Here is a 24,718-nt window from a genome sequence, read left to right as displayed (position 1 = left end):
CCCCGCAGCCCGTGTTGTCAGCGTTGAAGGTGGCGGAGGGCCGCGGTGGCAGGGATGCGGGTCAGCGGGCCGAGCAGCGAGGCGTCGCGGAGAGCTGTACGCGCAGCGAGGTGGCCGCAACCTCCGTGAACGCCGGGGCCGGGGTGGATGGCGGAGCTGCCCAGGTAGAGCCCGGCGACCACAGTGCGCGGACTGCCGAGGCCGACGGTCGGGCGGAAGATCAACTGCTGGTGGAGCTGCGTGGTTCCGCCGCCGAGCGCACCGAGGCCCAGGGACGCGTTGGCCTCGATGAAGTCGCTCGGGCGTTGCAGGTCACGGGCGGTGATGAGTTCGAGGAAGCCCGGAGCGTGGCGTTCGATCGCGCGGTCCATCCGGCCGGCCAGCTTCTCCGCCTCGGCGTCGTCGGTCACCCCGCGCGGCAGATGCGAATAGGCCCAAACCGCTTCGGTACCGGCCGGCGAGCGAGAGCTGTCGGCCTTGGTGGTCTGGCCGATCAGCAGAAAAGGTGTCGTGGGCAAGCGACCCGTATCGAGGTCGGCGCCGACGTGGACCAGGTCGTCCGCAGTACCGCCGAGGTGGACGACGCCGGCCTCTCGCGCCTCGGCGGCTCGCCAGGGAATCGGTCCGCTCAGCTGGTAGTTGAGCTTGACCGTCGGGTAGTCCCATTCGAAGTTCTCGAGATCGCGTCGCAGACCGGCCGGAACGCAGGCCGGCGGCAACAGTTCGCCGTACAAGGTCTGGGCGGAGACGTCGGCGATCACGGCACGGCGTACGCCGATGGTTTCGCCGCCGGCTGTCCGTACTGCGGTGACCTGACCGGCCGAGACGTCGATCGCGGTGATCGGAGCGCCGGTGACAAGAAGCGCACCGGCCGTCTCGGCCCGGCGTACGAGGGCTTGGGAGAGCGCTCCCGAACCGCCCTGAGCGACCGGGAAGCCGACATCTTGGGCGAGCATCGCGAGCAGCCAGCCCATGGTGCCGCTGACGCTGCCGGTGAGTGGGGCGTCGGCGTGGAGAGCGTTGCCGGCGAGCAGCGCGCGGCCGCGCGGCCCCTCGAAGAGTTCCTGGCCCATGCGGTGCATCGGCATCGCCATGAAGCGAGCGAATCTGGCCAGGTCGCCGGCCGAACCGAGCCTGCGCGCCATCCGGACGCCGGGGACGACGGGAGGCCAAGAGGTGAGAAGTGCTTGCAGGAAAGGGCCGCGGATCTTGACGTAGTCCTGGTAGAGGCGCAGCCAGGCGTCGCCGTCCCGCGGGTGGTCGCGGCCGATCGAGGCGGCGGTGTCGGACGGATCGGGGTGGATGGCAACGGCGTCGTCGTCGGGCTCCAGAAGGTGAGCCAACGCCAGCGGCGCATGCGCCCAGCGGAGGCCGTGCTTCTCGAGCTCCAGCGCGCGCAGTACCGGCGAGGCGACTCCGAGCGGATAGCTGGAGCTGAACCGGTCGCTGATCCAGCCGTCGACGCTGGTCGATCGGACCGCGCCGCCGAGCTCGTCCGCGGCTTCCAGCACCAGCACGTCCCAGCCTGCGTCGGCCAAGGCGATCGCGCTCACCAGCCCGTTGGGTCCGGACCCGATCACGACGGCATCGACCATCCGAGGCAGCATGCTTTCGACCTTAGCCGGTCCCCTGCCGAGGAGGCGGCATCAAGCGTCGATCCGGCTCATCAGTTCGATGAGGGCTTTCGGCAACAGCTTCGTCAACCAATCCAGTCTGTCGGCCGATACAGCGCTCAACACCTACACGACTCTGCCCCACGCAGCGCGGCCACCTGTTCGGGAGCGCACGCCTTCGAGTGGCGCCGACCTCATCTCGGCAACCCAGAGGTCAGCCGGCGCATCGGAAGCCGATGGTCTCCGAGCGGTCGAGCCCACCACCGGTGAGCACCAGTTTGAAGCTGACCTCCGGCTCCTGCGGCCCGCCGTCGGCGTACCAGTCGGAGCCCTCGGCCACGTAGTACGAACCGCCCTTGAGGATGCAGAACCGGCTGCGTCCGTCCCGGTGCTCGCTCTCGGTCAGGTTCCAGACCAACGGCTCGGCCCTGGTGAACCGGTCCAGTCCGGCCGCGACCTGCCACTCGTCCTCGGTCGGCAACCTTCCTCCGCGCCAAGCCGCGTAGGCCCGGGCGTCCGGGAGATCGACGTACGTCACCGGTTCGTCCTCGGTCCCGGCGACGGGAGCGCCGTCGACCCAGTGCGCGAGGAACCTGTTCGCCACCTTCGGCTGGTATCGCGTCGCTCGGAGGAACTCCGCGTACTCCGCGTTGGTCACCTCGCGGATCGCGACCGAGACCGCAGAGAGCGCGATCTCGCGAGTTACCGTCCGGAGGTCGTGCAGCCGTGGAGGGGCCGGCTTCCACTCATCGACGTACGGCGCCTGGTCGTACAGCCCGGTCTCGCGCCGCCGGTGCCGAACCGTCAGAGAGCGCTCCCCGGCTGGCACCTCCACCGTCTCACCGATCGTTGCCGCACCGGAAACCTCAGGCACGGCAACCCGGACGGCAGGCGCGACCGGAAAGGCTGTGTCCTTCACATGCGGCCGCGGCGTCGTTCCGAGCCGACGAGCAGTCGCGCGGCAGCTCTGCCCGGCCGTAGCGCCGACGCGGACGATTCCCGCCACGCCACGGCCCGGGACCACCAAGTGAACGCCGTCGTCGTCCGCCGTGATCGGTACGCCGGTGGTCACGTCGTACCAGTCGCCGACCTGGTCCTCGGAGCGCAGTACGACGCCCTCGAAGTCCTCCTCGTCGCGGTTGATCAGGGTCCACAACGTCACGTCGGCCAGCTCGAACCGCGAGCCGAAGACGCCGTGCTCGCGGGCCTTGTCCGGGATCTCCGGCGTCAGCGGGATCCAGTCGCCACCGATCAGGACCGGCGAGAACGCTCTCTGGGCCGCCACCATCCGGCGCAGCGTCGCGCGATCGCGGGCATTCCAGCCGACCCAGGCCGAGAACACCGACTCCCAGACCAGGATGCCGACCCCGTTCACCCAGGCGGATTGCAGCTCGTCGCTGTGATCGCGGTGCCAGCGGCGGGTGTGGTGCATCATGTGCCGCCGCTCGAACAGGTGCGCCCGCAGTACGCCGGGCGCCCGGGTGTCCGCGGACCACTGCGCCCAGGACAACGCGTGATCGCCGATCCTTGCCAACGGCAACCTTGACTCGCTCTCCAGGGCGATCGCCGGGTTGGCCCGTTTCAACGGCCGGGTGAAAGCCGGATCGGCCTCCTTCAACGTGTCCAGGAAGGCGCCGTCGGCCCCGAACCGGGCCACCAGGGCAGCGAAGGCGTCCCCATCGGGCAGCGGCTCCCGGCGGGTGCCGACATCCCAGGGGTTGTAGTCGAAGAACACCTTCAGGCCGAGATCGTGCAGCCTGGCAACCAGTTCCTTCAGCCCCGGCACGTCGCGGTAGAAGTCGAACTGGTTGCGCGAGTCGATCCCGATCACCGGATAGGCGTGCCACAGCACCACCGCGTCGTACCCGCCGAACTCCTCGATCCCGTGCCGGACGAACCTCTCCGGTGTGAAGACGCCCTGGTCGACGTCGTAGAGCTGGTCGTCCCACAGCCAGACCAGCGCCACCGAGTACGCCGTCTGGGTCCATTCGCGACCGGGCTCCTCGTAGTGCGAGCCGCCGTCGTACGCCGTCCGGTCGTAGGCGCCCATCAGCCACTCGGCCAGCTTGCCGCGCCAGCGGGGCAGGTCGTTCGGGTCGTCGGGGGCGCCGAGGATCTTGGCGTCGTCGAGGAAGGCCAGCTCTGCTCGCAGGCCGAGATCGACCTTCGCGGGCTGATCGATCGGCCTGGGCTCGAGGGGGTTCACAGGTATACCTCCGCAAGACGCGCGTCGATGACTTCCCCGTGAGGCACCGAGGGGATCGCCCCCGCGGTCTGAACGCTCAATGAAGCAGCTACGTTAGCGCGTCGGACCGCATTCGTCAGGTCGCGGGCTGTAGTTGATTCGGCAGCGAGTGTGGCGGCGAGCACGCCACAGAAGGTGTCACCGGCCGCGGTGGTGTCGACCACCTCCACCGACACGCCCGGAATCCGGATTTCCGCGGCGCCGCGGGCAAAGATCACCGCTCCCTCGGCGCCGAGGGTGACCACTGCGGCCGGCACCCGGTCGAGCAGCGCGGCGAACTTCGCGCCGGCCACTGCCTCCGCCTCGGTCTCGTTGACCACCAGCAGATCGACGTGGGTGAGCAGCTCGTCGGAGAGTTCCGCCGCCGGGGCCGCGTTGAGGATGAAGTACGCACTCGCCTCGGCGGCGGCCCGGACCGTGGCGATCGGGATCTCCAGTTGAGAAAGGACGATTTTCGCTCCCGCGATCGCGGCCAGCGCGTCGGCCGACAGCTTCAGGTCGGCGTTGGCCGAGGGGGCCACGACGATCGAGTTCTCCCCGTCGGCGGCCACCGTGATGATCGCCGTACCGGTCGGGTTGGCGGAGGTCGAAACCAGCGAGAGGTCCACTCCGGAGCCACCGAGCGCGTCGCGGAGCAGGGCACCCCCGTCGTCGTCACCGAGCGAGGCAACGAAGGCGGTCGAGGCGCCGGCACGGGCGGAGGCGACCGCCTGGTTGGCGCCCTTGCCGCCGGGGCCGCGGGTCAGCCCGCCGGCCAGCAGCGTCTCGCCGGGTCGTGGGATCCGCGGGACGGGGAGCACCAGGTCCACGTTCGCGCTGCCCACGACTACGACCTCAGCCACGCCCAACCTCCGCCTTCCGTCCTGCCCTCCGAGCCACCACGGTCCGTGCTGCCGGCTCGCTGATCGCCACCTCGTTCGTCCCGGGCAAGCCGGCCGTCAGCCGGTCGTCGAGCGGTTCGGCCCACTCTGCCGGAATCCCCGGGACCGCGCCAAGCACGGTGCCGGTCCGGAACTTCGCGAGCACCGTCGAGGTACCGGCCGAGTTGGTGTCCCGTTCTCATCGGTTCAGTCTCTCCAACGTTTCACTCCGGTGCGCGAACCGACGCGCGTCGGCCGCCCGCAGGTCCACCCCGCGACCGCGGCCAGCACCCGGCCCGGTCTGCTCCAGATCCGTCTTGCCAGCGGCCGCGACCACTCCCCCGGTACGCCGTCCGCGTCCCGCCCGTACTTGATGCCGCCCAGCACGGCCTCCCGAACATTCCCACCCGGGAGCAGCCCGAAACCAGCGCGATCGGAAGTTCCTTTCCCGCCCCGATCGAACAAAGTTGCCTCAAGCAACATTGAAGCCGCAGTCAACCCCTGCGAACACCCCGGCGACCTCGCGCCAGTAGCTCGACTGACTAACTCCGGTCAGCTCGATCGCTGGCGACGTACGCGAAAGCTCCGGCCAGCAGGCCAGCGAAGCGGGATCGCCGCGCCCACCACTAGCCAGCTGGGCCTGAACCGGCAGCTACTCGTCCTGGTCGTCGGCACCCGGGCGCTCGGCCCAGGGGGTCTCCTTGGCCGGGCGGACGACGATGAGCTTGTCACCGGCGGCGAGCACCGACACCGACGAGTCGTAGTACCGGTGGACCTTGCCGTCGCGGACGACGGAGACCACGCGGTCGGGCACCGAGGAGGGCGCCTTGCCGACCTCGCGGCCGAGCACCGGGCGCTCGGCCACCTCGAGGCCTTCGCCGTAGGTCAGCAGGTCCTCCATCACCTCACCCAGGTTCGGGCTGACGGCGGAGAGTCCGAGCAGCCGGCCGACCGCTTCGGAGGAGGTGACGACCGCGTCGGCGCCGCTCTGCCGCAACAGGGGGACGTTGTCCTCCTCGCGGACCGCCACGACGATGTGCGCGTTCGGGTTCAGCTGGCGGACCGCGAGGGTAACCAGTACCGCGGAGTCGTCGCGGTCGGTGGTGACGATTACCTCGCGGGCGGTCATCGCCTCCGCGCGGCGCAGTACGGTCCGGTTGGTGGCGTCGCCGTGGAAGGCGGCCATCTGATCGTTGCCCGCGTCACCGATCGCCTGCGCCCGCGGGTCGATCACGACGATGTCGGCGCGCTTGACGCCGTTGCTGAGCAGGGTCTGCACCGCCGCGCGGCCCTTGGTGCCGTAGCCGATGACTACCACGTGGTCCTTCATGCGCTTCCTCCATCGTGAGTCGCGCATGATGCGGCGACCTTCGTTCGCCAGGACTTCCAGCGTCGTGCCGACCAGCACCACCAGGAACGAGATCCGCAGTGGCGTGACGACGAAGGCGTTCACCAGCCGGGCCGTCGGCGTCACCGGGGTGATGTCGCCGTAGCCGGTGGTGGTCAGCGTGACGGTGGCGTAGTAGATGCTGTCGATGAAACCGACCTCACCGTCGTAGGTGTCCTTGTAACCGTCCCGGTCGACGACCACGATGAGCACCATCAACGTCAGCAGTCCCAGCGCGATCAGCAGCCGCCGGGACAACTCCACCACCGGCGAGCGAGTGCTCGCGGGCAGATTGACGAGAAGGCCGTGCGGGTTACGACCGGGCAGGGATGGCACGGGTCTGACGATAGGGCACCGAAGGTCGATCCCCCGCATGCGACAGGCTCTGGTCGGACAGCGCGACGGTGACCATCAGATGGCCACTGTCCTGCACCACCCTGGTGCGCAACCGCAGGCCCTCGACCGTCCGTAGCATCGCGTCGTTCTCCGGCTGGACCATGCACACCACGCGATCGGCGCCGAGCTCCCGGGCCTCGCGGATCACCCTCTTCAGCAGTTGCGTACCGAGTCCGCGCCGCTGCCAGCCGTCCTCGACCAGGACGGCGATCTCCATCGCCGTACCGCTCAGTTCGTCCCAAGGAGCCGCAGTGGCCATCCCGACGACTGCTCCACCGGTTGCGGCGACGATGGAGACGCCACCGGCGGGCGCAGACAGGTGCCGCGCAGTACGGGCAGTGAGCTTGGGCATGGGGACGTGATAGCGCCTGGTGCGGCTCTCGTAGGAGCACCGGTCGTGCATGGCGACTACTGCGTCCGCATCCCCGACAGTGGCCTTCCGCAACTCCGGTACTGCGCTGCCAGGCCGCGGCGGCGCCGGAACCGGAGCAGGCTCCCGCTCGGCCAGCCGGCCGGCGATCTCGACCAGTACGTCGGCACGCGCCCACTCGGCCGGCGTGTACTGGCCGAATCCCTGCAGACTTTCCAGTTCCTCGTCGACGGACAGCGGATCGTCGATCAGCCGCAGTACTGCGCGCAGGTAGCGGGTGGGGGCGTCGTGGAGCACATCGGCCTGGCACGGGCGGACCGTGGTACCGGTGCAGCCGGCACTGGCGACCAGCGCGGTGAGATCCTCCGCGGACCAGCCGACGCCGGTGGAGACGACGAGTTCATCGACGGCGCCCGACTCGGCGGTGAAGACTTCCAGGCTCAGAATGTTGATCTCGTCCGCACCACAGCGTGCGGCGAGCTCGGCCAGCGCACCTGGCCGGTCGGCGAGTTCGGTCCTGATCTTCCAGAGCATGGGTGAGCCCTCCCTCGTGGAAACGTTCTTCCACTCTGCGGGGAAGGTGTTGCCTCCCGAGGTCCGGAGTGTTACACCCAGGTCAACCCTGCGGGGGGCTAGCTGGCCCGGCGCCGGAGCTTGGGCAGCCGGTCGGTCAGTTTGGGCTTGGCTGCGGCCAGTGCGAGAGCGTTCTCCCGCCGATCCAGGTCGGCGTGCCGCAGCAGCTCCGGATAGGCGGACTGCGCCACCGGCGGATAGGTGGTGACGATCGCGTCCCCGCTGAACACGAAGAAGACCGCCTGCCCGTCCTTGATCACCTTGAGCAACGACCCGTCCCGCACGGTCAGCGCGTGCTCGATCGCCTTCTTCCGCGCGTTCCGCTTCGCCAGCGCGGCCTGGACCGCCTGCTGGGCAGGCTCCCGCCCGTGCTTGACCGCCTCGAACGCCATCGGCCCGTACCGCACGCCGTACTTGACCACGTTCTTCGCCAACCGCCCACGTCCAGCCACCATGTCTCGACTGTACTGACTCCGCACCGACTGCGCCGGGTCGAAATGCGGAGTCGGGGGTGGTCAGGCACGATGGGCGGGTGACCGTTCCCACGCCGCGCCGGCCGATCCTGCCGGGTGCCAACCTGTTCGAGTCGTTGCCCGGGGCGCACGACCCGGCCGCGGTGGCCGAGGTCGCGCACCGGACGGCGGAGTTGCTGGTGCGCGGAGCGCGCTCGACGGAGGACGCCGAAGTGATCGCCCGGGTGGTCAAGCTGGCCGACGACTACGGCCTGGACGAACTGGCCGACCTGTGGTCGGACGCACCGGCCGATTCGCTGCCGGGCACGCTGTGGCGGCTGTACCTGCTGCGCTCCTGGGTGCACGGCAACGCCGAGGAGGTCTCCCGGGAGTACTCGACCGGCCGCAAGTACGCCGAGGTGCACGCGGTGGTCGCCGGTGTCGCCGACCCGCCCGGCCCGGCCGAGGTGCGGCAGATGGTCGACGCCGTACTGCGGGGTGTCGCGACCGGTGATTTCGCCACCACCCTGGACCGCGCCGCAGCTTTCGCCCGGATCGTGGCAACCGGCCGGGCGCACCTGGCCGAGGAGACCCACGAACAGGTCAGATCCGCTTCCCGGCTGGTCGAGATGGCCGATCAGTTGCAGACCGCGGCGCGGGCCGAACGCGCCGGCCAGCTCTGGTAGTCCGCCGATCTTCACCGGACGGTACTTGCGTCGATCTGGCCTTGGTGCTAGGCAACCGACCGGTGAGAAGTCAACAGGACAAGGGGTTTGGTCACCGGTTACACTGATGGAGGTGTCGGGCCGCGGTAGCCCCGGGTCCCAAATATAGCCGCTTCGAGCGGCCTCGCGCCGTGAGGCGCTTCCCGGTCCGGCACCCATAACTTCTCCGGCGCCCAGCGCCGGCTACGGGCCGATCTCGGGGTCCGGTCGGGGGTATCCCCCTGTCGCCACACCGCTGCGAGGTACAGACTCGGAGCCACTAGCGACGGTTTCGGGGGGACCGCTGATCAGCCAGGGAGGGCGATCGGCATGGAGGAACAGAAGGTCGTCGTACGCGCGGACGACTTGGTCCGTACGTACGGCGAGGGGGACACCGCGGTCAACGCGTTGCGGCGCGTCGGGGTGGAGATCACCGCCGGTCAGCTGACGGCGGTGATGGGCCCGTCGGGCTCGGGCAAGTCGACCCTGATGCACATCCTGGCGGGGCTGGACAAGCCGACGTCGGGGTCGGTCCAGATCGGCGGTACCGAGATCACCACCCTCGGTGACGACGACCTGACCAAGCTGCGGCGCCGGCACATCGGTTTCATCTTCCAGTTCTTCAACCTGCTGCCGATGCTGACCGCCCGGGACAACATCGTGCTGCCGCTGACGATCGCCGGCCAGAAGCCCGACCCGGAGTACTTCGACGAACTGGTCGCCCGGGTCGGCCTGACCGAGCGGCTGACCCACCGGCCGGCCGAGCTGTCCGGCGGTCAGCAGCAGCGGGTCGCGATCGCCCGCGCGCTGGTCTCCCGGCCGACGGTGATCTTCGCCGACGAGCCGACCGGCAACCTCGACTCCCGGACCAGCAACGAGATCCTGCAGCTGATGCGTGGTTCGGTCGACGAGTACGGCCAGACCACCGTGATGGTCACCCACGACGCCAAGGCGGCCGCGATGGCCGACCGGGTGCTCTACCTGGCCGACGGCGAGATCGTGAAGGAGACCGGCCGGACCGACCAGCGCGAGATCCTGCAGATCATCGACTCGCTGGACCTGCAGTGAGCAGCGAGCTGGGCCGGGTGCGGTCATGATCGGGTTCTCGTTGCGCGGCCTGCTCAGCCGCAAGCTCCGCACCGCGCTGACCGCGATCGGTGTCGTGCTCGGCGTCGCGCTGGTCTCGGGCACCTACGTGCTGACCGACTCGATCTCGAGCGCGTTCGACTCGATCTTCTCCGACAACTACCGCAACACGGACGCGGCGATCACCGGCAAGTCGGCGTTCGACGTACCGGACGAAGGAGCTGGGGCGGCACCGGCCTTCGACGAGGGGCTGCTGACGAAGGTCTCCGCGCTGCCGGAGGTCGGTGTGGCCGGCGGCTCGGTCTCCGGCGAGGCACAGCTGATCGGCAAGGACGGCAAGGTGATCGTCTTCGGCGGTGCCCCGAACATCGGCTTCAGCGTCGACGCCGACCGGCCGGAGTTCAACACCCTCGTCCTGGTGAAGGGGGCCTGGCCGGCTGCGGACCAGGTGGTGATCGACACCCAGACCGCCGCCAAGAAGGGCTTCTCCCCCGGCGACACGATCGGCGTCCAGGCTCGTGGCCAGGTCCAGCAGTTGCCGATCTCCGGACTGGTCGAGTTCGGCTCGGTGTCGTCCATCGGCGGCGCGACCTTGGCGGGTTTCCCGTTGCCGACCGCGCAGAAGCTGTTCGACAAGGCCGGCAAGCTGGACCAGGTGCTGCTCAAGGCGAAGCCCGGTACGTCGCCGCAGCAGCTGATCGAGGCCGTCCAGAAGGTGCTGCCCGAAGGTACGCAGGTGCGCTCGGCCGAGGACCAGGCCACCGAGGACGCGGCGGACACCAGTGGTTTCCTGTCCTTCTTCCGGACCTTCCTGCTGGTGTTCGGCGGGATCGCGTTGTTCGTCGGTTCGTTCGTGATCGCGAACTCGCTGTCGATCACCATCGCGCAACGGACCCGTGAGTTCGCCACCCTGCGCACGCTCGGCGCGTCCCGGCGCCAGGTGCTCACCTCGGTGGTGCTCGAAGCGCTGCTGACCGGCGTACTGGCCGCGGTGGCCGGACTGTTCCTCGGGCTGGCGATCGCGACCGGGCTGTTCAAGGTCTTCGACGCCGCCGGGCTGACGCTGCCCAACAACGGGCTGGTCTTCCGCGGCCGGACCATCGTGGTCGCACTGACGGTCGGCATCCTGGTGACCTTGCTGGCCAGCCTGCGACCGGCCTGGCGCGCGACCCGGGTGCCTCCGATCGCGGCGGTCCGCGAAGGCGCCAAGCTGCCACCCGGCCGCTTCCAGCGGTACCGCGCACTCGGGGCCGTACTGCTCACGCTGGCCGGGGTCGCGCTGGTACTTGTCGGGTTGTTCGTCGACGGGCTGAGCACCGGCAACCTGCTCGCGGCGCTGGCGATCGGAGTACTGCTGATCTTCGTCGGGATCGCGTTGTTCGCGGCCCGGCTGGTCCGGCCACTGGCGGCGGCGTCCGATCCGCTCGCGCGAGGATCGGTGCTGGTGCTGACGATCCTCGCCTGGCCGCTCTTCTCCTTGCCGTACTGGCTGCTGCGCCGCGGCTACTGGGGGCCGGGGCCAATTGGGAGGCGGGTCGGTGGGTTCGTGCTCGGCGCAGTACTGAACCCGGTGCTGCTCGTGATCGTGACCGCGATGGCCGTACGCCGGAAGGCGAGCTCTTGGCAGCCCGAGTGGCCGGCGGAGTTCCCCGGCGTACTGATCGACGGCCCGGCGGCCGGGATCGGCGGGCAGAACAGCCGACGGGATCCGGACCGGACCGCGTCGACCGCTGCCGCGCTGATGATCGGACTGGCGCTCGTCACCCTGGTGGCGACACTGGGCGCGGGAATCATCAAGCCGTTCGAGGATGCCGTCGACAAGATCTTCAGCGGCGACTACGCGGTCGCGGCCCAGAACAACTTCAGTCCGCTGCCGCCGACCGTCGCCGCCGCCGCCGGTCGCGTTCCCGGCGTCGAGGCCGTGTCCAGTGTGCGGGGAGGCCAGGGCAAGGCGTTCGACGAGACGATCCCGATCACCGCGGTAGACGGTCAGGCGCCGACCGTGCTCAGCTTCGACTGGAAGAACGGCTCGCAGGACACCCTCGGCACGCTCGGTGCCGACGGGGCGATCGTCGACGAGGAGTACGCCGCGAAGCACAGCCTGCAGGTCGGCTCGCGGCTGGCGCTGACCACCGTCACCGGCCGCGTGGTGCCGCTGACCGTCCGGGGCATCTTCACCCCGCCCGCGGGCGGATCACCGTTCGGCAACGTGACGATGTCCACCGCAACCTTCGACGCGGTCAACCCGCAGCCGCTGAACCTGTACACCTTCCTGAAGGTCGGCGGCGGCGTCACCGAAGCCAACACGAAGGCGCTCGAATCCGCCCTCGCCGAGTTCCCGAACGCCAAGGCGCAGACGCGGGAACAGTTCAAGGCGGCCCAGTCCGACGGCATCAAGAGTCTGCTCAACGTGCTCTACGTCCTGCTCGCCCTCTCGGTGCTGGTCAGCCTGTTCGGCATCGTGAACACGCTGGTGCTGACCGTCTTCGAGCGGACCCGTGAGCTCGGCATGTTGCGCGCGATCGGGCTGACCCGGCGGCAGGTGAAGCGGATGATCCGGCACGAGAGCGTGATCACCGCCCTGATCGGCGCGGTGATCGGCATCGTCCTCGGTCTCGGCCTGGCGTCGCTGCTGGCCGCCCGGCTGGACGAGGTGAGCTTCGCCGTACCGACCGGCCAGCTGGTCGTCTTCGCGGTCGTGTCGGTGGTGGTCGGCATCTTCGCCGCCATCTGGCCGGCCCGGCGGGCCGCCCGGCTGAACCCGCTGGAGGCGCTGCAGTACGAGTAGCGCGCTGTAGTCGCGGTGACTACAGGTGAGAGGCCGGCGGCGAGGGGTAACCCGCCGGCCTCTTTTCGGCTACCTTCGCGAGGGCCGGGGTATTTCTGGACGGGACACCATCGGCACCGCCTTCGCCCCTACGAAAAGGACATTCCCTCATGCGCCGCCTCCCCCGCGCGCTGCTCCCACTTGCCCTCGCCGCCGGTCTGCTCGGCCAGGCCCTGGTCGCCGTACCGGCCGGAGCCGGTCGAGGTCGCGACTTCGACATCCAGGCCCACCGCGGCGGTCTCGGGCTGACCGTGGAGAGCACGATCGCCTCCTTCTCGCGTGGCCTCGAGATCGGGGTCAGCACCCTGGAACTCGACGTCCAGATCACCGAGGACGGCCAGGCGGTCGTCACGCACGATCGCAAGGTCAGTGGCTCGAAGTGCCGTGACACTGCCCCCTACACGCCCGGCGACCCGGAGTACCCGTACGTCGGCAAGTTCGTGAACACGTTGACGCTGCAGCAGGTCAAGCAGCTCGACTGCGGCTCGCTGACGCAGCCCGCCCACCCCGGCCAGACGCCCGATCCCGGCGCCCGGATGCCCGAACTGCGCGATGTCTTCGATCTGGTCCACCGCTTCCGCGCCGACAAGGTCAAGCTGAACGTCGAGACCAAGGTCGAGGCGGGCGCGCCGAGCGAGACGGCACCGCGCGAGCAGTTCGTCCAGGTGGTCGCCCGGGAGATCCGCAAGGCGCGGATCGGCCGGCAGGTGACGATCCAGAGCTTCGACTGGGGCACGCTGATGCGGATGCGTCAGGTCGCGCCGGAGCTGCCGATCATCGCGCTGACCAACTACGACTTCCTGCAGACCGGCCAGCCGGGCAGGTCGCCGTGGCTGGGCGGTCTCGACATCGATGACTTCGGCGGCGATCTGGTGCGGGCGGCCAAGTCGTTCGGCGCGAACGCGATCTCGCCGGTGCACGGTTTCCCGCAGGACGGCAAGGTGAGCGACCCGGCGTACCGGCCGTATGTGACCACCGACATGGTCCGCTCGGCCCACCGCGCCGGGATGAAGGTCGTGCCGTGGACGGTCGACGACCCGGCCACCATGCAGTCGCTGGTCGACAAGGGCGTGGACGGCATCATCTCGGACTACCCGGACCGGGTGCGCGCGGTGGCCCGCGAGAACGGCTTCCGGCTGCCCACCACGTACGATGCTCCGGCCGTCCGTGCGCTGCCGACGGCGCACGCTCACAACGACTACGAGCACCGGCGCCCGCTGCAGGACGCGCTCGACCGTGGCTTCAACAGCGTCGAGGCGGACGTGTGGCTGGTCGACGGCGAGCTTCGGATCGCGCACGACCTGGAGGACGTCGTACCGGGCCGGACGCTGGAGAGCCTGTATCTGAAGCCGCTCGCGCAGCGGGTCAGGGAGAACCACGGCGAGGTCTATCGCCGCGGCCGGGGTTTCCAGTTGCTGATCGACATCAAGAGCGACGGACCGTCCACGTACGCCGCGATCGACCAGGCACTGCGTGAGTACCGCGGCATCAGCACGATCTTCGCCCGCGGACGCACCTACCGCGGCGCGGTCACGTCGGTCATCAGTGGCAACCGGCCACTCGATGTGATGGAGGCCCAGCAGGTCCGGTACGCCGGCTACGACGGCAGGCTGACCGACCTCAACTCCAAGCTGCCTGCTTCGCTGATGCCGTTGGTGAGCGACAACTGGTCGAAGAACTTCACCTGGCGCGGCGTCGGCCCGTTCCCGGCCGCCGAGCGCGCCAAACTGCGCTCGATCGTCAACACCGCCCACCGCGCGGGCTACCGGGTCCGCTTCTGGGAGACCCCGGACACCCCGGGAGCCGCCCGCGAGGCGGTCTGGTCGGAGCTCACCGCTGCCGGCGTCGACCACCTCAACACCGACGACCTGCACGGCCTCGAGGACTTCCTGCGCTAGACGCACACCAGGAAGAGGTGAGCGGTCGGCCCGACCAGCCGGCCGCTCATCTCACCCTGGCCGTTGGGCGGTGAGAGTGACGACGTCCGAACCGGCCGCCAAGGCTTGCCGTTGCTTGACTGCGCCGTTGCCCTCCCGGAGTACGCGCTGGATCGTCTCGGCGACCCGGTCCGCGTCGCCCATCTGCTGCAGGACGTCTGCGACATGCCTTTGCAGCAGGCCGAGCAGCTCGGCCATGGGCATCGTCCGGGCTTTCAGCACCTCCAGGCCGTTGCCGGTGATGCCATCACGAGCAGCCAGCCAGTACGCCGCCCGCAGTACCTCCGGCTCGAGCTTCGGCCCCAGACCGCCGTCGTCCAGTGCCACCATCACTAGAGCACGGATGAGCGTCGCCAGCAGCACTGTCTCGTCGACCGTCAGCGGAACGTCGCTGACCCGCACCTCGACAGTGGGAAGGTGATCGGACGGGCGTACGTCCCAGTAGACCATCCGCTCGTCCATGATGGTGCCCGTCCCGATCTGCATGGCCACCAACGCGTCGTAGTGCTCGGCCGACTCGAAGTACGGCGGCGGCCCGGAGCAGGGCCAGCGCGCCCACATGATCGAGCGCCAACTGGCGAAACCAGTGTCCTGTCCGAGGTACACCGCACTGTTGGCGGTCAGTGCCAACAGCGTCGGCAGCCACGGCCGCAGGTGGTTGCTGACCCGAATAGCGGCTTCCTTGTCCGGTACGTCGATGTGCACGTGGCAGCCGCAGACACCCTGCTCGCGAACCAGCAGACCGTACCGGGCGGCCATTTCCTCGTACCGCGGCTTCTTGGTCACCAGTTGCTCTGCCACTCCACCAGGCGGCACACCGATCGCCAGCAGTCGGGCGCCTTCATCTGCCGCGGCCTGTGCGAGTTTTGCCCGGGCGAAGGTGAGTTGCCGGTGCAGTTCTTCAGCCGTGTCACAGACAGGGGCATTGATCTCCACCTGGGCCCGAGTCAGCTCCAGTTCGACATCCACGCCCTCCGCCCCGGCCGCGACGGCCTTGCTGCGCGGCAGCGGGTCGCCGCTGGCCGACACCAGCAGCAGTTCCTCCTCGACGCCCATAGCTGGGTGACTCAAAGAACTCTCCTCCCTCACGATGCCCTTCGAGGTACCCGGCCCTCGCGTCACGGAAACGGCCGGTGCCCTAAGCTCTCCCGGGTGAGTCTGCAGACCGTTACTGCCACCAGGTACGTGTTGCCGTTGCGCGAGGGCGGCTCGTTGCCGGGCGTTGTCGAAGGCAACGACCTCGGGACCTACGTGATCAAGTTCCACGGTGCCGGGCAGGGCCCCAAGGCGCTGGTCGCCGAGGTGATCGTCGGCGAACTGTTCCGCCGGCTGGGACTGCGGGTGCCGGAGCTGAAACTGATCGAGCTCGACCCGGTGATCGGCAAGTCCGAGCCCGACGAGGAGATCCAGGACCTGGTACTGCGCAGCGCGGGTCTCAACCTCGCCGTCGACTTCCTGCCCGGCTCCTTCGGGTACGACGGGTCCAGCGGCAAGCCCGACGAGGCCACTCAGGCCAAGATCCTCTGGCTGGACGCCTACGTCGCCAACGTGGACCGCTCCTGGCGCAACACGAACCTGCTCGTCTGGCACAAGCAACTCTGGCTGATCGACCACGGAGCCGCGCTGTACTTCCATCACTCCTGGATGTCGGCCGAGAAGTTCACCGGACTCGCCTACGACGCGCAGGATCACGTGTTCCGCGACGTGGCGAACGCAGTACCGGCGATCGACGCGGAGCTGGCGGCCGCCATCACTCCCGCCCTGCTGACCGAAGTGATCGCGCTCGTCCCGGACGAGTGGATCGGCGAAGGTGACCGGGAGCGGTATCTGGGCCATCTGACCGCGAGACTCGCCGACCGGTCCGCGTGGCTGCCGGGTGGTGCGCGGTGAACCTGGTGCCCTTCGACTACGTCATCCTGCGGGCCGCACCCCGCATCCAGCGCGGCGAGTTCGTCAACGTCGGCGCGGTGATCTACTGCCGGTCGCTGGACTTCCTGGGCGCGTCCTGGGATGTCGACCCGCTCCGGTTGCGGGCCCTCGACCCGGCGGTCGACGTCGATGTCGTGTGCGCGTCCCTGGAGCACATCCGGGCGATCTGCGCGGGCGATCCGGAAGGCGGCCCGGCGGCGGCGACCAGGATCGGCGAACGCTTCCGCTGGCTCGCGGCGCCGCGCAGTACGGTGGTCCACCCGAGCCCGATCCACAGTGGGCTCACCAACGACCCCACTGCGGATCTGGACCGGCTGGTCGACGCCTTCGTGCGTTAGCGTCGTGCGTTAGCTCAGCGCCGCGGAGACCACGTCGCGGGCCTCGGCGAAGACCTCGGCGAGGTGGTCCTCGCCCTTGAAGGACTCGCCGTAGATCTTGTAGAGATCCTCGGTCCCGGACGGCCGGGCGGCGAACCAGGCCGACTCCGTGGTGACCTTCAGCCCGCCGATCGCGGCGCCGTTGCCGGGCGCGCTCGTCATCCGGTCGAGAATCGGCTCACCGGCCAGCTCTGTCGCGGTCACGGCATCGGCCGAGAGCGCCCCCAGCTTGGCCTTCTGCTCGCGACTGGCCGGAGCGTCCACCCGCGAGTAAGCCGAGGCGCCGAACTTCGACACCAGCTTGGCGTGCGCCTGGGACGGGGTCTCCCCGGTCACCGCGGTGATTTCGCTGGCCAGCAGCGCGAGCAGGATGCCGTCCTTGTCGGTCGTCCAGACAGTGCCGTCGAAGCGCAGGAAGCTCGCGCCGGCCGACTCCTCCCCGCCGAAGCCGACCGAGCCGTCGATCAGACCGGGCACGAACCACTTGAACCCGACCGGCACCTCCCACAGCCGGCGGCCGAGGTCACCGACCACGCGGTCGATCAGCGAGGACGACACCAGCGTCTTGCCGACCGCGACCTCCGGGCCCCACTGCCGGTTCGCGAACAGGTAGGAGATCGCTGCGGCCAGGTAGTGGTTGGGGTTCATCAGCCCCGCGTCCGGCGTGACGATGCCGTGCCGGTCGGAGTCGGCGTCGTTGCCGGTCGCGACGTCGTAGCGGTCCTTCTGGGCGACCAGCGAGGCCATCGCGTACGGCGACGAGCAGTCCATCCGGATCTTGCCGTCGTGGTCGAGCGTCATGAACGACCAGGCCGGGTCGACCCGGGGGTTCACCACAGTCAGGTCGAGGCGGTGCCGTTCGGCGATCGCGGCCCAGTAGTCGACGCTCGCGCCACCCAGCGGGTCGGCGCCGATCCGGACGCCGGCCGAGCGGATCGCGTCGAGGTTGAGCACGGAGGGCAGGTCGTCGACGTAGTGACCGAGGAAGTCGTACTCCCCCGCCTGCGCCCGGGCCGCCTCGAAGCCGGTACGGCGTACCTCGCGGTTGCCGCCGGCGATCAGCTCGTTCGCCCGGGCCGCGATCCAGCCGGTCGCGTCGGAGTCGGCCGGTCCGCCGTGCGGCGGGTTGTACTTGATCCCGCCGTCCCGCGGCGGGTTGTGGCTGGGCGTGATCACGATGCCGTCCGCGCCGGCGCCCGCGCCGCGGTTGAGCCGCAGGATCGCGTGGGACACGGCCGGGGTCGGCGTCAGCCGGTCGGCGCTGTCCACCAGGGTCTGCACGCCGTTGCCGGCCAGCACCTCGAGCACGGTCCGCCAAGCGGGCTCGGAGAGGCCGTGACTGTCCCGGCCGACCAGGAGCGGGCCGGAGGTGCCCTCACCCGCGCGGTACTCGCAGACGGCCTGGGTGATGGCCAGGATGTGCGCCTCGTTGAAGGCGCCGTCCAGCGACGAGCCACGGTGGCCCGACGTACCGAAGACGACCTTCTGGGCGGGGTTCTCGACGTCCGGCGTGATCCCCTCGTACGCCGCAAGCAGCGCGTCGACGTCGACGAGATCCTCGGGCTGGGCGGGCTGACCTGCGCGTGAGTGCATGTGCACATGCAACAAGCCTTCGGCGCCGATCACAACTCCACCCGTGGCGTTTCAGCGGGTGAAGTTGTGCGGCTCAGCTCGCGAACGGCGTGAGCAGCTGATCTACTGGCGCGTAGTCATCGGTGAGCAACGGCGCGTCGCCGACGAACCGCTCGATCCCGGCCGGATCGTCGAGATAGCCCGCGGTGCTGCCGAGCCGCTGCCGGATCGCTGCCCCGGGCAACGGCTGGTCGCTGGCCAGCAGCACGAAGTTGCCGCCGGCCTCGCCGGTCAGCGCGGTCGGCTTCGCGATCAGCCCGACGTGGGGGAATTCCGCCGCGATGGTGCGGAGTTCGGCCTTGAGGAAGTCCTGCGGACCGAAGTCGATGACGTTCACCAGGTAGAGCCCGTCCGCCTTCAGTACCCGGCGCGCGTCGGCGACGATCTCCCGGGTGGTCAGGTGCCAGGGCACCGCGACCCCGCCGAAGGCGTCCATCACCAGCAGGTCCCGGCTGTCCGCGGACTCCGACCGGACGCCGAGCCGCCCGTCGCGGATCTGGATGTCGAGATCGGGCCCCGGCTTCGCGCCCAGCTCCGCCTTGTCCACCTCGATCACGCCGGGATCGATCTCGTAGACCTTGTTCCGCGTACCGGGCCGGGTGGCCTTGAGGTAGTTCGGGATGGTCAGGCCGCCGGCGCCGATGTGCAGCGCCTCCAGCGGTGACTTGCCCGGCCATTTGGTGTCGATCGCCGCCACGAAGTTCTTCGCGTACTCGAACTCCAGATAGGTCGGGTCGTCGAGGTCGACATAGGAGTGGCGGAGCTGGTCGAGGTACAGCGTGCGTCCGCTCGCCCGCGCCGGGTCCTTCTCGATCCGGGCGCAGTGGTAGGCCGTCTCGACCTCGCACGGCCGCGGCGCCACCAGGGTCAGACTCGTGCCGATCAGCGCCAGCGCCAGCGGTTTGGCCGCGGCCTTGAGCCCGCGGAAGAAGATCGTCAGGGCGGCGCCCGCGAGGACCAGGAAGCCGCCGAGCCACAGCACGATCGTGCTGGTCGGGACCTTGGCCACGAAGACGAAGCCGGTCAGCACCGTGCCCGCGATCGCACCGACCGTCGCGTAGGCGGACAACCTGCCGACGACCGTGCCGGTCTGAGCCAGCGTCGACAATCTGAGCTTGGTCACCATCGGTGTCACCGCCGCGAGCAGCGAAGCCGGCAGGAACAGTGCGACCGCGACCACCAGGAAGACCACCTGGCCACCGCCACCGCGAAGTACCTCGCCGGTCCAGCGGACGGCGGGCAGGATCAGCAGCACGAGCGCGCCGGCGAGCACGATGAGCGGTCCGAGCGACCGGGTCGGCGGCACGCTGTCGGCGATCCGCCCACCCATCGCGGCTCCGGTCGCGATGGCCGCCAGAGCGACACCGATGACCGCGGTGTTGGTCTCCAGCGTCAGCCCGAGGTACGGCGCGACCAGGCGCAACGCGACCAGTTCGAGCACCATCACGGCGGCCGAACTGCCGAAGGCCAGCGCGATCGCGACCTTGTCGTTGATCCCCTTGGCCTGCACTGCCTGGGCCGTCTCTTGCATCGCATCCACCGCGCCACCCTATCGGCGCGCGGGACTGCCGATCTGTCCGGACCGGACCGCTCGTCGAACTGCCTTGTGGACAACGGCGGATCGAGGCTTCGAAACTCGTACTTTCCTAGGCATGAGCAAACGAATCGCCACCTTCTGCGGCCGGCAGATCAACGCCTCCGGACCGCTCACTCCCGACGACCTCGCGCCGAGCGTGCTGGCGGCAGGGCTGACCAGGTCAAGCAACCCAGCGACGTCCATCCGCGCCGCGCTGCGCCAGTCGCCGGTGATGGTGCAACTGCCGGACGGACGGTTCGACCACGCCCGCCGGATGCTGGACGGCGCCGCTCTCACCCATCGGGTTCGCTTTGCCACCAAGGGACGGCAAGTGCTGTATGCCGGTCCCGAGCTGGCGCTGCTCGACCAACTGCTCGTGCACGAAGGTTCACTGGCGTTGTCGGCCGGTGGCGCGGTCAGTTCGTCGTACGGCGAGTTCGGTGGCTGGTGTGGTCCGCCTGGCTGGCTCCCGGAGGCTGCCGCTGACACCTTGCTCGCTTTCCGGCTCCGCAACGGGCGAATCTCGGTCGAGCCTGTGCCCGACGAACCGTCCTTCTCGACTCCGGTGACCGAGCGTCTGCGGTCGGTGCTTCGGCGCTATCTGAGATCCGACGACGGACTCAGCCAGTGGCAGAGTCAGCACACCCTGGGCAAGCTCATGCTTCGCGCGCTGTCCGAGATTCCCGATCTGCTGATGGAGCCGCTGCCGCCACTCGACGAGATCCTGCAGCTGGGCAGCGAGCGCTGGGGACGCGATTGGCCGCTCGAGTCAGCTGAGGCGGCCCGTGGCGGCAAGCAAGTCGTGCTCGAGGACCTGCCCGCCACCTTGGTGACCGCACTGCAACGCGAGGCCTACAAACTAGGACTCGGCCTGAGCGAGCTGACCACTGCTGTTGTCCGCCGCCACCTACCGGTCCGCTCTGCCCTGCCGTCACGACACGCAGACGGCCTGGTTGTCGGCCCCGGCTGACGGCCGGGCGCTAACGGGTCTCGTCGAGGCGGGCCACCAGTGATCGGGGCGCGACGTGGCGATACGCGTCCTCGACCAGCTCGGCAAGCTGCGACCAGTCGACTTCGGGCACGTCCAGGTAGGCACCGAGCCAGCCGCGATGCCCGACGTACGGCGGACGGAAGAAGTGCTCGGGGTCGGCTGCGACCAACGCTTCTTGACTTCCTGCGGGCGCTGCACACCAGAAGGCCCGCCGGTCGTCATGGTGCCGATCCGCGAACATCACGAACGTCTTCTTCTCCCGGACGAACCAGGCCGGTTCCCCATGACTCAGTCGCTCGGTCGTCTCCGGCAAGGCCAGACACAGCTCCCGCAACCGTTCCAGTTCTTCCATCCTGGTCCCCTGTCCGGCCGGTCCGTTCGGAACTGCTTGCCGTCTCACCGGCGAGGACCGGGGGTCACCACGCCGGCCTCGTAGGCGTAGACGACGGCCTGCGCGCGGTCCCGCAGGTCCAGCTTGGTCAGGATCCGGCTGACGTGAGTCTTCACGGTCTGCTCGGCGAGCACCAGAGCGGCCGCGATCTCGCGGTTGGACTGCCCGCGAGCGACCAACCGCAAGACGTCGGTCTCCCGCGGCGTGAGCTCGGCCGCGGTCGCGGGCAGCACCGGCCGCACCTTGGCGAAGTCCTCGACCAGCCGCCGAGTGATCGACGGGGCCAGCAGCGCATCCCCGGCGGCGACCACCCGGACGGCAGCCGCCAACTCGTCGGGCGACGAATGCTTCAGCAGGAACCCGCTGGCTCCAGCACGCAACGCGTCGTACACGTACTCGTCGAGGTCGAAGGTCGTCAGCATGACCACTCGAGGCGGCTCGCCCGGCGCCACCCCCTGAAGGATCCGCCGGGTCGCCTCGAGACCGTCCATCACCGGCATCCGCACGTCCATCAGAACGACCTCCGGCCGTACCTGTTCCACGACCTCGACCGCCTCCGCCCCGTCCCCCGCCTCACCCACCACCCGCAGATCCTCGTGAGCGCCCAGCAACGCGACGAATCCAGCCCGAACGACCGCCTGGTCATCCACCACCACGACAGAGATCATCAGGCGTTCCCTCCCTTGTCCAGCGGAAGTCGGACCTCCACCAGATACCCGCCGTCCGCAGTGACCCCAGCCCAAAACTCCCCGTCCAGCAAGGCAATCCGCTCTCGCATCCCTACCACCCCATGCCCGCTGCCCGGCGCCTCCACCGGGCGGTCACCCCCGTTCGCCACACCGTTCTCCACCCTCACAGCCACCGCATCCCCAAGCCGCTCGACCTCCACCTCCACCACGGCGCCCGGCGCATGCCGCACCGCGTTGCTCACCGCTTCCTGCACGACCCGATAGACCGTCATGCCCACTGCACCTCCCACCTCCGGCCACTCCAGCGCCGCGTGCTCGGTGTGCTCGGCGTGCTCGGTGTGCTCGGCGTGCTCGGTGTGCTTGACGGACAGGCGTACGTCGGCACCAGCCCGTCGGGTCGCGGCAACCAGTTTCTCCAGATTCTCCAGCCCTGGTTGCGGTTCCAGCTCTCCACTCACCTCGGCACCGGCCGGTTCCTCGCGAAGCAACCGCAGCACGCGCCTCATCTCGGTCAGCGACGAGCGGGCGTCCTCCGCGATCTCCGCGAACTCCTCGCGGGCATCCTCCGGCAAGGCCTTCAACCGATGCGGCGCGCTGTCAGCCCGAACCACCACCACCGACAAGTGATGCGCGACGACATCGTGCAACTCCCGCGCGATCCGTGCCCGCTCCTGCCACCGAGCCCGCTCGGCCCGCTCCGCAGCACTGATTCCTTCCTGCGCCACCAATTGGCGCCGGGCCTCAGCCCGCGATCTCGACAGCTCGCCCACGGCCACGGCCACCGCGGACAACACCGCCATGGCCACCAACCCCGGCCAGGTTCCCCGACCTGGCGCCACCATCATCGCCACCACACCAACCATCTGCGTTCCGACCCACCAGGCCGCTACCGCAGACCTCGCCCGAAGCCCTCCCGCCGTCGCCCGTGCGGCGATCAGCGCCAAAACGATCGAGTGACCGAAGACAGTTGTCACCGGCCAAGGCCAAGGCTCGCTGGACGACGTCGGCGTGGAGAGGGCGGCAGTAATGGCGGCGGTCATCAGTGAAACCGGCAAAGCTACCGAAGGTTTCAGCCAAACCAGAGCCAAAGAGAAAGCGCGGGAGAGACCGAGCGCGAAAGCACCACCGATCGGCAGTTGATAGTGCTGCCCAAGGTCGGCGGTGGTCAGCACTAGAAGGACTGCCACGCCGGCGATTGCGCCGGCGCCCGCGCGGCCGGCCGGCCATCTCGAGCTCATCCGTTGACCTTAACCAGGAAATAGCTCAGAGCTGCCGAGTCCACGAACCGAACAGCAGCACGCCCGTAGCCGCCAGGAAGATTGTTGCTGGAAGCACCCATCGCGAAGTGGCCGCACCATAGAACCGCCGCACCACGGCAGCCTGCAGCAACCCGAGCCCCCGCAGGACGAAAAGCAACGCCACAACGATCGGCACCGAGATTGCCGCATGCACGGCCCATGCACCTGCTCTACTCGGCCCTCCCCACGTCCCGGCCCCGTACGGCCCGCTCTCGACCAACCCATAGAAGGGTCCGCGCACCACTGCCGTCACCAGCAACATCACCAGGAACCACCCCAACCACCCCAGCGCCAGACTCGTCCCCCACGTCACCATCGCCCGCGCCGCTCCGGGCCCGCGTTCCTTCGCACCCAAGGCCTGCGAGAGCAAGCCCGGCGCCGGCGAGGGTAGGGCCGGCGCACCGAGAAGATGAGCCAGGCGATGCCAGGTCGAGTAGGTCGCGGCGTTACGACCCCACAGCGAGCCGCCGATTGCCAGCAAACTCGCCGGAACCAGCGCTACGTCGTACAGCACGGAGCGAGTCAGCCGACTTGTCAAGCTCCGGCGACCGAATAGCGGTCCATTCGTGACTGATGTTGTGGTCCGGACGCTGTCCGTCATGGCTCCTCCTCGGTCTCAGCAACTGAGATTCAGCCTAGAAACAAGCAGGGCTGCGGACATCCATCCAGGGAGCCAATGCCATCCCCCTACCGCAGTAGGGGGTGAAATGTGATACGTATCACAGTGACCACGGTGCGTGTCGCGCAGTTACACGGTCAGTGCCGGAAGGCTCGAGCGGCGGCGCCGCGCCAACAGGAGGTTCGATCATCATGCGCATTCGGAACCTGGCGGTGACCGCCACCCTGATCCCGGTCCTGATGCTCGCGGGATGCGGCCGCGACGACTCCGCCGACGTGGCGGCATCTTCGCCTGGCGCTCACAAGGCCAACAAGTCGGGCGTCTCCGACGCAGTGGCCAACGGCTCCCAGCCGGTAGCCGACGCTCCGGCCTCGGACGACCCGATCATCAACGCGTACTACGACTACCGCGTCGCCTTCGATGTGATGATGCGCAGCGGCGGTCGCTCGACCAAACAACTCGCTCCCGTGATGACCCCGACGATGTTCACCGCGATCAGCCAGCAGGCGAAGTACTTCCGCGCCAAACGCCTGCACAACACCGGGGTCACCAAAGTGCTGTGGGCCAAGCGTGTCCTGCTGTCCAAGGGCGTCATCGTCCGGGCCTGCTACGACACCCTGCAAGCGCGCACCGTCGACAGCACCGGCAAGAACGCACTGCCCGCCGGCACACCGACCCGTTGGCTCGACCAGATGCGGGTCGAGTTGGTCGAAGGCCGTTGGATCGTCGACGGCGGCAGCACCACACCTCAAGCCTGCTGATCCAC

The 24,718-nt window shown here is 69.1% G+C and carries 21 protein-coding genes; 8 read left to right on the top strand and 13 right to left on the bottom strand.

The genetic code is table 11. The features are described 5' to 3' along the window. Positions 1-17: 17 nt before the first annotated feature. The 6 genes from OX958_RS14010 to OX958_RS13985 form a co-directional block, all read right to left on the bottom strand. The gene (locus OX958_RS14010) at positions 18-1,607 is read right to left on the bottom strand and encodes a phytoene desaturase family protein (RefSeq protein WP_270137832.1); all 1,590 of its coding nucleotides are present in this window, start codon (positions 1,605-1,607) and stop codon (positions 18-20) included. A gap of 220 nt (positions 1,608-1,827) precedes the next feature. Next, positions 1,828-3,819 (bottom strand): SUMF1/EgtB/PvdO family nonheme iron enzyme, encoded by a 1,992-nt coding sequence (locus OX958_RS14005; RefSeq protein WP_270137830.1) that lies wholly within the window; start codon positions 3,817-3,819, stop codon positions 1,828-1,830. Next, positions 3,816-4,700, bottom strand: coding sequence for a ribokinase (locus OX958_RS14000; RefSeq protein ID WP_270137828.1), 885 nt, complete (start codon positions 4,698-4,700; stop codon positions 3,816-3,818). The genes OX958_RS14005 and OX958_RS14000 overlap by 4 nt, the downstream gene beginning before the upstream one ends. 670 nt (positions 4,701-5,370) lie before the next feature. Then, a complete protein-coding gene (locus OX958_RS13995) occupies positions 5,371-6,453 on the bottom strand; it encodes a potassium channel family protein (RefSeq protein WP_442913290.1) in 1,083 nt (360 codons plus the stop codon). Continuing rightward, entirely contained in the window at positions 6,419-7,405 is a 987-nt protein-coding gene (locus tag OX958_RS13990) for a GNAT family N-acetyltransferase (protein WP_270137824.1), read from the bottom strand. The genes OX958_RS13995 and OX958_RS13990 overlap by 35 nt, the downstream gene beginning before the upstream one ends. 98 nt (positions 7,406-7,503) lie before the next feature. Continuing rightward, entirely contained in the window at positions 7,504-7,899 is a 396-nt protein-coding gene (locus OX958_RS13985; protein ID WP_270137822.1) for a hypothetical protein, read from the bottom strand. 77 nt (positions 7,900-7,976) lie between these two features. Between OX958_RS13985 and OX958_RS13980 the strand changes: the two genes are divergently transcribed. The 4 genes from OX958_RS13980 (at position 7,977) to OX958_RS13965 (ending at position 14,411) form a co-directional block, all read left to right on the top strand. Continuing rightward, entirely contained in the window at positions 7,977-8,582 is a 606-nt protein-coding gene (locus OX958_RS13980; RefSeq protein WP_270137820.1) for a hypothetical protein, read from the top strand. 348 nt (positions 8,583-8,930) lie between these two features. Further along, positions 8,931-9,668, top strand: a complete 738-nt coding sequence (locus OX958_RS13975; RefSeq protein ID WP_270137818.1) for an ABC transporter ATP-binding protein — start codon at positions 8,931-8,933, stop codon at positions 9,666-9,668. 25 nt (positions 9,669-9,693) lie between these two features. After that, a complete protein-coding gene (locus OX958_RS13970) occupies positions 9,694-12,474 on the top strand; it encodes an ABC transporter permease (RefSeq protein WP_270137816.1) in 2,781 nt (926 codons plus the stop codon). Between the two features lie 149 nt (positions 12,475-12,623). After that, a complete protein-coding gene (locus tag OX958_RS13965) occupies positions 12,624-14,411 on the top strand; it encodes a glycerophosphodiester phosphodiesterase family protein (protein ID WP_270137814.1) in 1,788 nt (595 codons plus the stop codon). 51 nt (positions 14,412-14,462) lie between these two features. Here the strand turns inward: OX958_RS13965 and OX958_RS13960 are convergent, their stop codons facing one another. Then, complete coding sequence (locus OX958_RS13960; RefSeq protein WP_270137812.1) at positions 14,463-15,521, bottom strand: carboxylate-amine ligase; 1,059 nt, start codon at positions 15,519-15,521, stop codon at positions 14,463-14,465. Positions 15,522-15,602: 81 nt separating this feature from the next. On the opposite strand from OX958_RS13960, the gene OX958_RS13955 reads away from it, so the two are divergent. Both OX958_RS13955 and OX958_RS13950 read left to right on the top strand, forming a co-directional pair. Then, complete coding sequence (locus OX958_RS13955; protein ID WP_270137810.1) at positions 15,603-16,340, top strand: HipA family kinase; 738 nt, start codon at positions 15,603-15,605, stop codon at positions 16,338-16,340. Beyond that, entirely contained in the window at positions 16,337-16,717 is a 381-nt protein-coding gene (locus OX958_RS13950; RefSeq protein ID WP_270137808.1) for a DUF3037 domain-containing protein, read from the top strand. Before OX958_RS13955 ends, OX958_RS13950 begins: the two co-directional genes overlap by 4 nt. A 9-nt stretch (positions 16,718-16,726) precedes the next feature. Here the strand turns inward: OX958_RS13950 and pgm are convergent, their stop codons facing one another. Then, on the bottom strand, positions 16,727-18,349 hold the full coding sequence (gene pgm, locus OX958_RS13945; protein ID WP_270137806.1) for a phosphoglucomutase (alpha-D-glucose-1,6-bisphosphate-dependent): 1,623 nt from the start codon (positions 18,347-18,349) through the stop codon (positions 16,727-16,729). Between the two features lie 73 nt (positions 18,350-18,422). Beyond that, entirely contained in the window at positions 18,423-19,919 is a 1,497-nt protein-coding gene (locus tag OX958_RS13940; RefSeq protein WP_270139059.1) for a fused MFS/spermidine synthase, read from the bottom strand. A gap of 121 nt (positions 19,920-20,040) precedes the next feature. Here OX958_RS13940 and OX958_RS13935 point away from each other — a divergent pair, with 121 nt between their 5' ends. Next, on the top strand, positions 20,041-20,934 hold the full coding sequence (locus OX958_RS13935; RefSeq protein WP_270137804.1) for a hypothetical protein: 894 nt from the start codon (positions 20,041-20,043) through the stop codon (positions 20,932-20,934). A 10-nt stretch (positions 20,935-20,944) separates the two neighbouring features. Here OX958_RS13935 and OX958_RS13930 read toward each other — a convergent pair whose 3' ends face one another. The 4 genes from OX958_RS13930 to OX958_RS13915 form a co-directional block, all read right to left on the bottom strand. Then, positions 20,945-21,307 carry an MmcQ/YjbR family DNA-binding protein gene (locus OX958_RS13930; RefSeq protein WP_270137802.1) on the bottom strand — a complete coding sequence of 121 codons (363 nt, stop codon included), beginning with the start codon at positions 21,305-21,307 and terminating at the stop codon, positions 20,945-20,947. Between the two features lie 44 nt (positions 21,308-21,351). Continuing rightward, entirely contained in the window at positions 21,352-22,014 is a 663-nt protein-coding gene (locus OX958_RS13925; protein ID WP_270137800.1) for a response regulator, read from the bottom strand. Continuing rightward, positions 22,014-23,207, bottom strand: coding sequence for a sensor histidine kinase (locus tag OX958_RS13920; protein ID WP_270137799.1), 1,194 nt, complete (start codon positions 23,205-23,207; stop codon positions 22,014-22,016). The genes OX958_RS13925 and OX958_RS13920 overlap by 1 nt, the downstream gene beginning before the upstream one ends. Before the next feature lie 91 nt (positions 23,208-23,298). Next, the gene (locus OX958_RS13915; RefSeq protein ID WP_270137798.1) at positions 23,299-23,847 is read right to left on the bottom strand and encodes a hypothetical protein; all 549 of its coding nucleotides are present in this window, start codon (positions 23,845-23,847) and stop codon (positions 23,299-23,301) included. A 296-nt stretch (positions 23,848-24,143) separates the two neighbouring features. Here OX958_RS13915 and OX958_RS13910 point away from each other — a divergent pair, with 296 nt between their 5' ends. Beyond that, entirely contained in the window at positions 24,144-24,713 is a 570-nt protein-coding gene (locus tag OX958_RS13910) for a hypothetical protein (protein ID WP_270137797.1), read from the top strand. Positions 24,714-24,718 lie beyond the last annotated feature (5 nt).

The organism is Kribbella sp. CA-293567 (genome assembly GCF_027627575.1).
In the GTDB taxonomy this organism is placed as follows: Bacteria; Actinomycetota; Actinomycetes; order Propionibacteriales; family Kribbellaceae; genus Kribbella.
The sequence above is the reverse complement of the archived record's forward strand: the minus strand, read 5'-3'. Positions and strand labels throughout refer to the sequence as shown.

What these genes read in the sequence shown, in the direction of transcription:
- OX958_RS14010 (WP_270137832.1), bottom strand. Translation starts at nt 1,607, where the DNA reads ATGCTGCCTCGGATGGTCGATGCCGTCGTGATCGGGTCCGGACCCAAC.
- OX958_RS13990 (WP_270137824.1), bottom strand. Translation starts at nt 7,405, where the DNA reads ATGCTCTGGAAGATCAGGACCGAACTCGCCGACCGGCCAGGTGCGCTG.
- OX958_RS13985 (WP_270137822.1), bottom strand. Translation starts at nt 7,899, where the DNA reads ATGGTGGCTGGACGTGGGCGGTTGGCGAAGAACGTGGTCAAGTACGGC.
- OX958_RS13975 (WP_270137818.1), top strand. Translation starts at nt 8,931, where the DNA reads ATGGAGGAACAGAAGGTCGTCGTACGCGCGGACGACTTGGTCCGTACG.
- OX958_RS13970 (WP_270137816.1), top strand. Translation starts at nt 9,694, where the DNA reads ATGATCGGGTTCTCGTTGCGCGGCCTGCTCAGCCGCAAGCTCCGCACC.
- OX958_RS13965 (WP_270137814.1), top strand. Translation starts at nt 12,624, where the DNA reads ATGCGCCGCCTCCCCCGCGCGCTGCTCCCACTTGCCCTCGCCGCCGGT.
- pgm (WP_270137806.1), bottom strand. Translation starts at nt 18,349, where the DNA reads ATGCACTCACGCGCAGGTCAGCCCGCCCAGCCCGAGGATCTCGTCGAC.
- OX958_RS13940 (WP_270139059.1), bottom strand. Translation starts at nt 19,919, where the DNA reads ATGCAAGAGACGGCCCAGGCAGTGCAGGCCAAGGGGATCAACGACAAG.
- OX958_RS13935 (WP_270137804.1), top strand. Translation starts at nt 20,041, where the DNA reads ATGAGCAAACGAATCGCCACCTTCTGCGGCCGGCAGATCAACGCCTCC.
- OX958_RS13930 (WP_270137802.1), bottom strand. Translation starts at nt 21,307, where the DNA reads ATGGAAGAACTGGAACGGTTGCGGGAGCTGTGTCTGGCCTTGCCGGAG.
- OX958_RS13925 (WP_270137800.1), bottom strand. Translation starts at nt 22,014, where the DNA reads ATGATCTCTGTCGTGGTGGTGGATGACCAGGCGGTCGTTCGGGCTGGA.
- OX958_RS13910 (WP_270137797.1), top strand. Translation starts at nt 24,144, where the DNA reads ATGCGCATTCGGAACCTGGCGGTGACCGCCACCCTGATCCCGGTCCTG.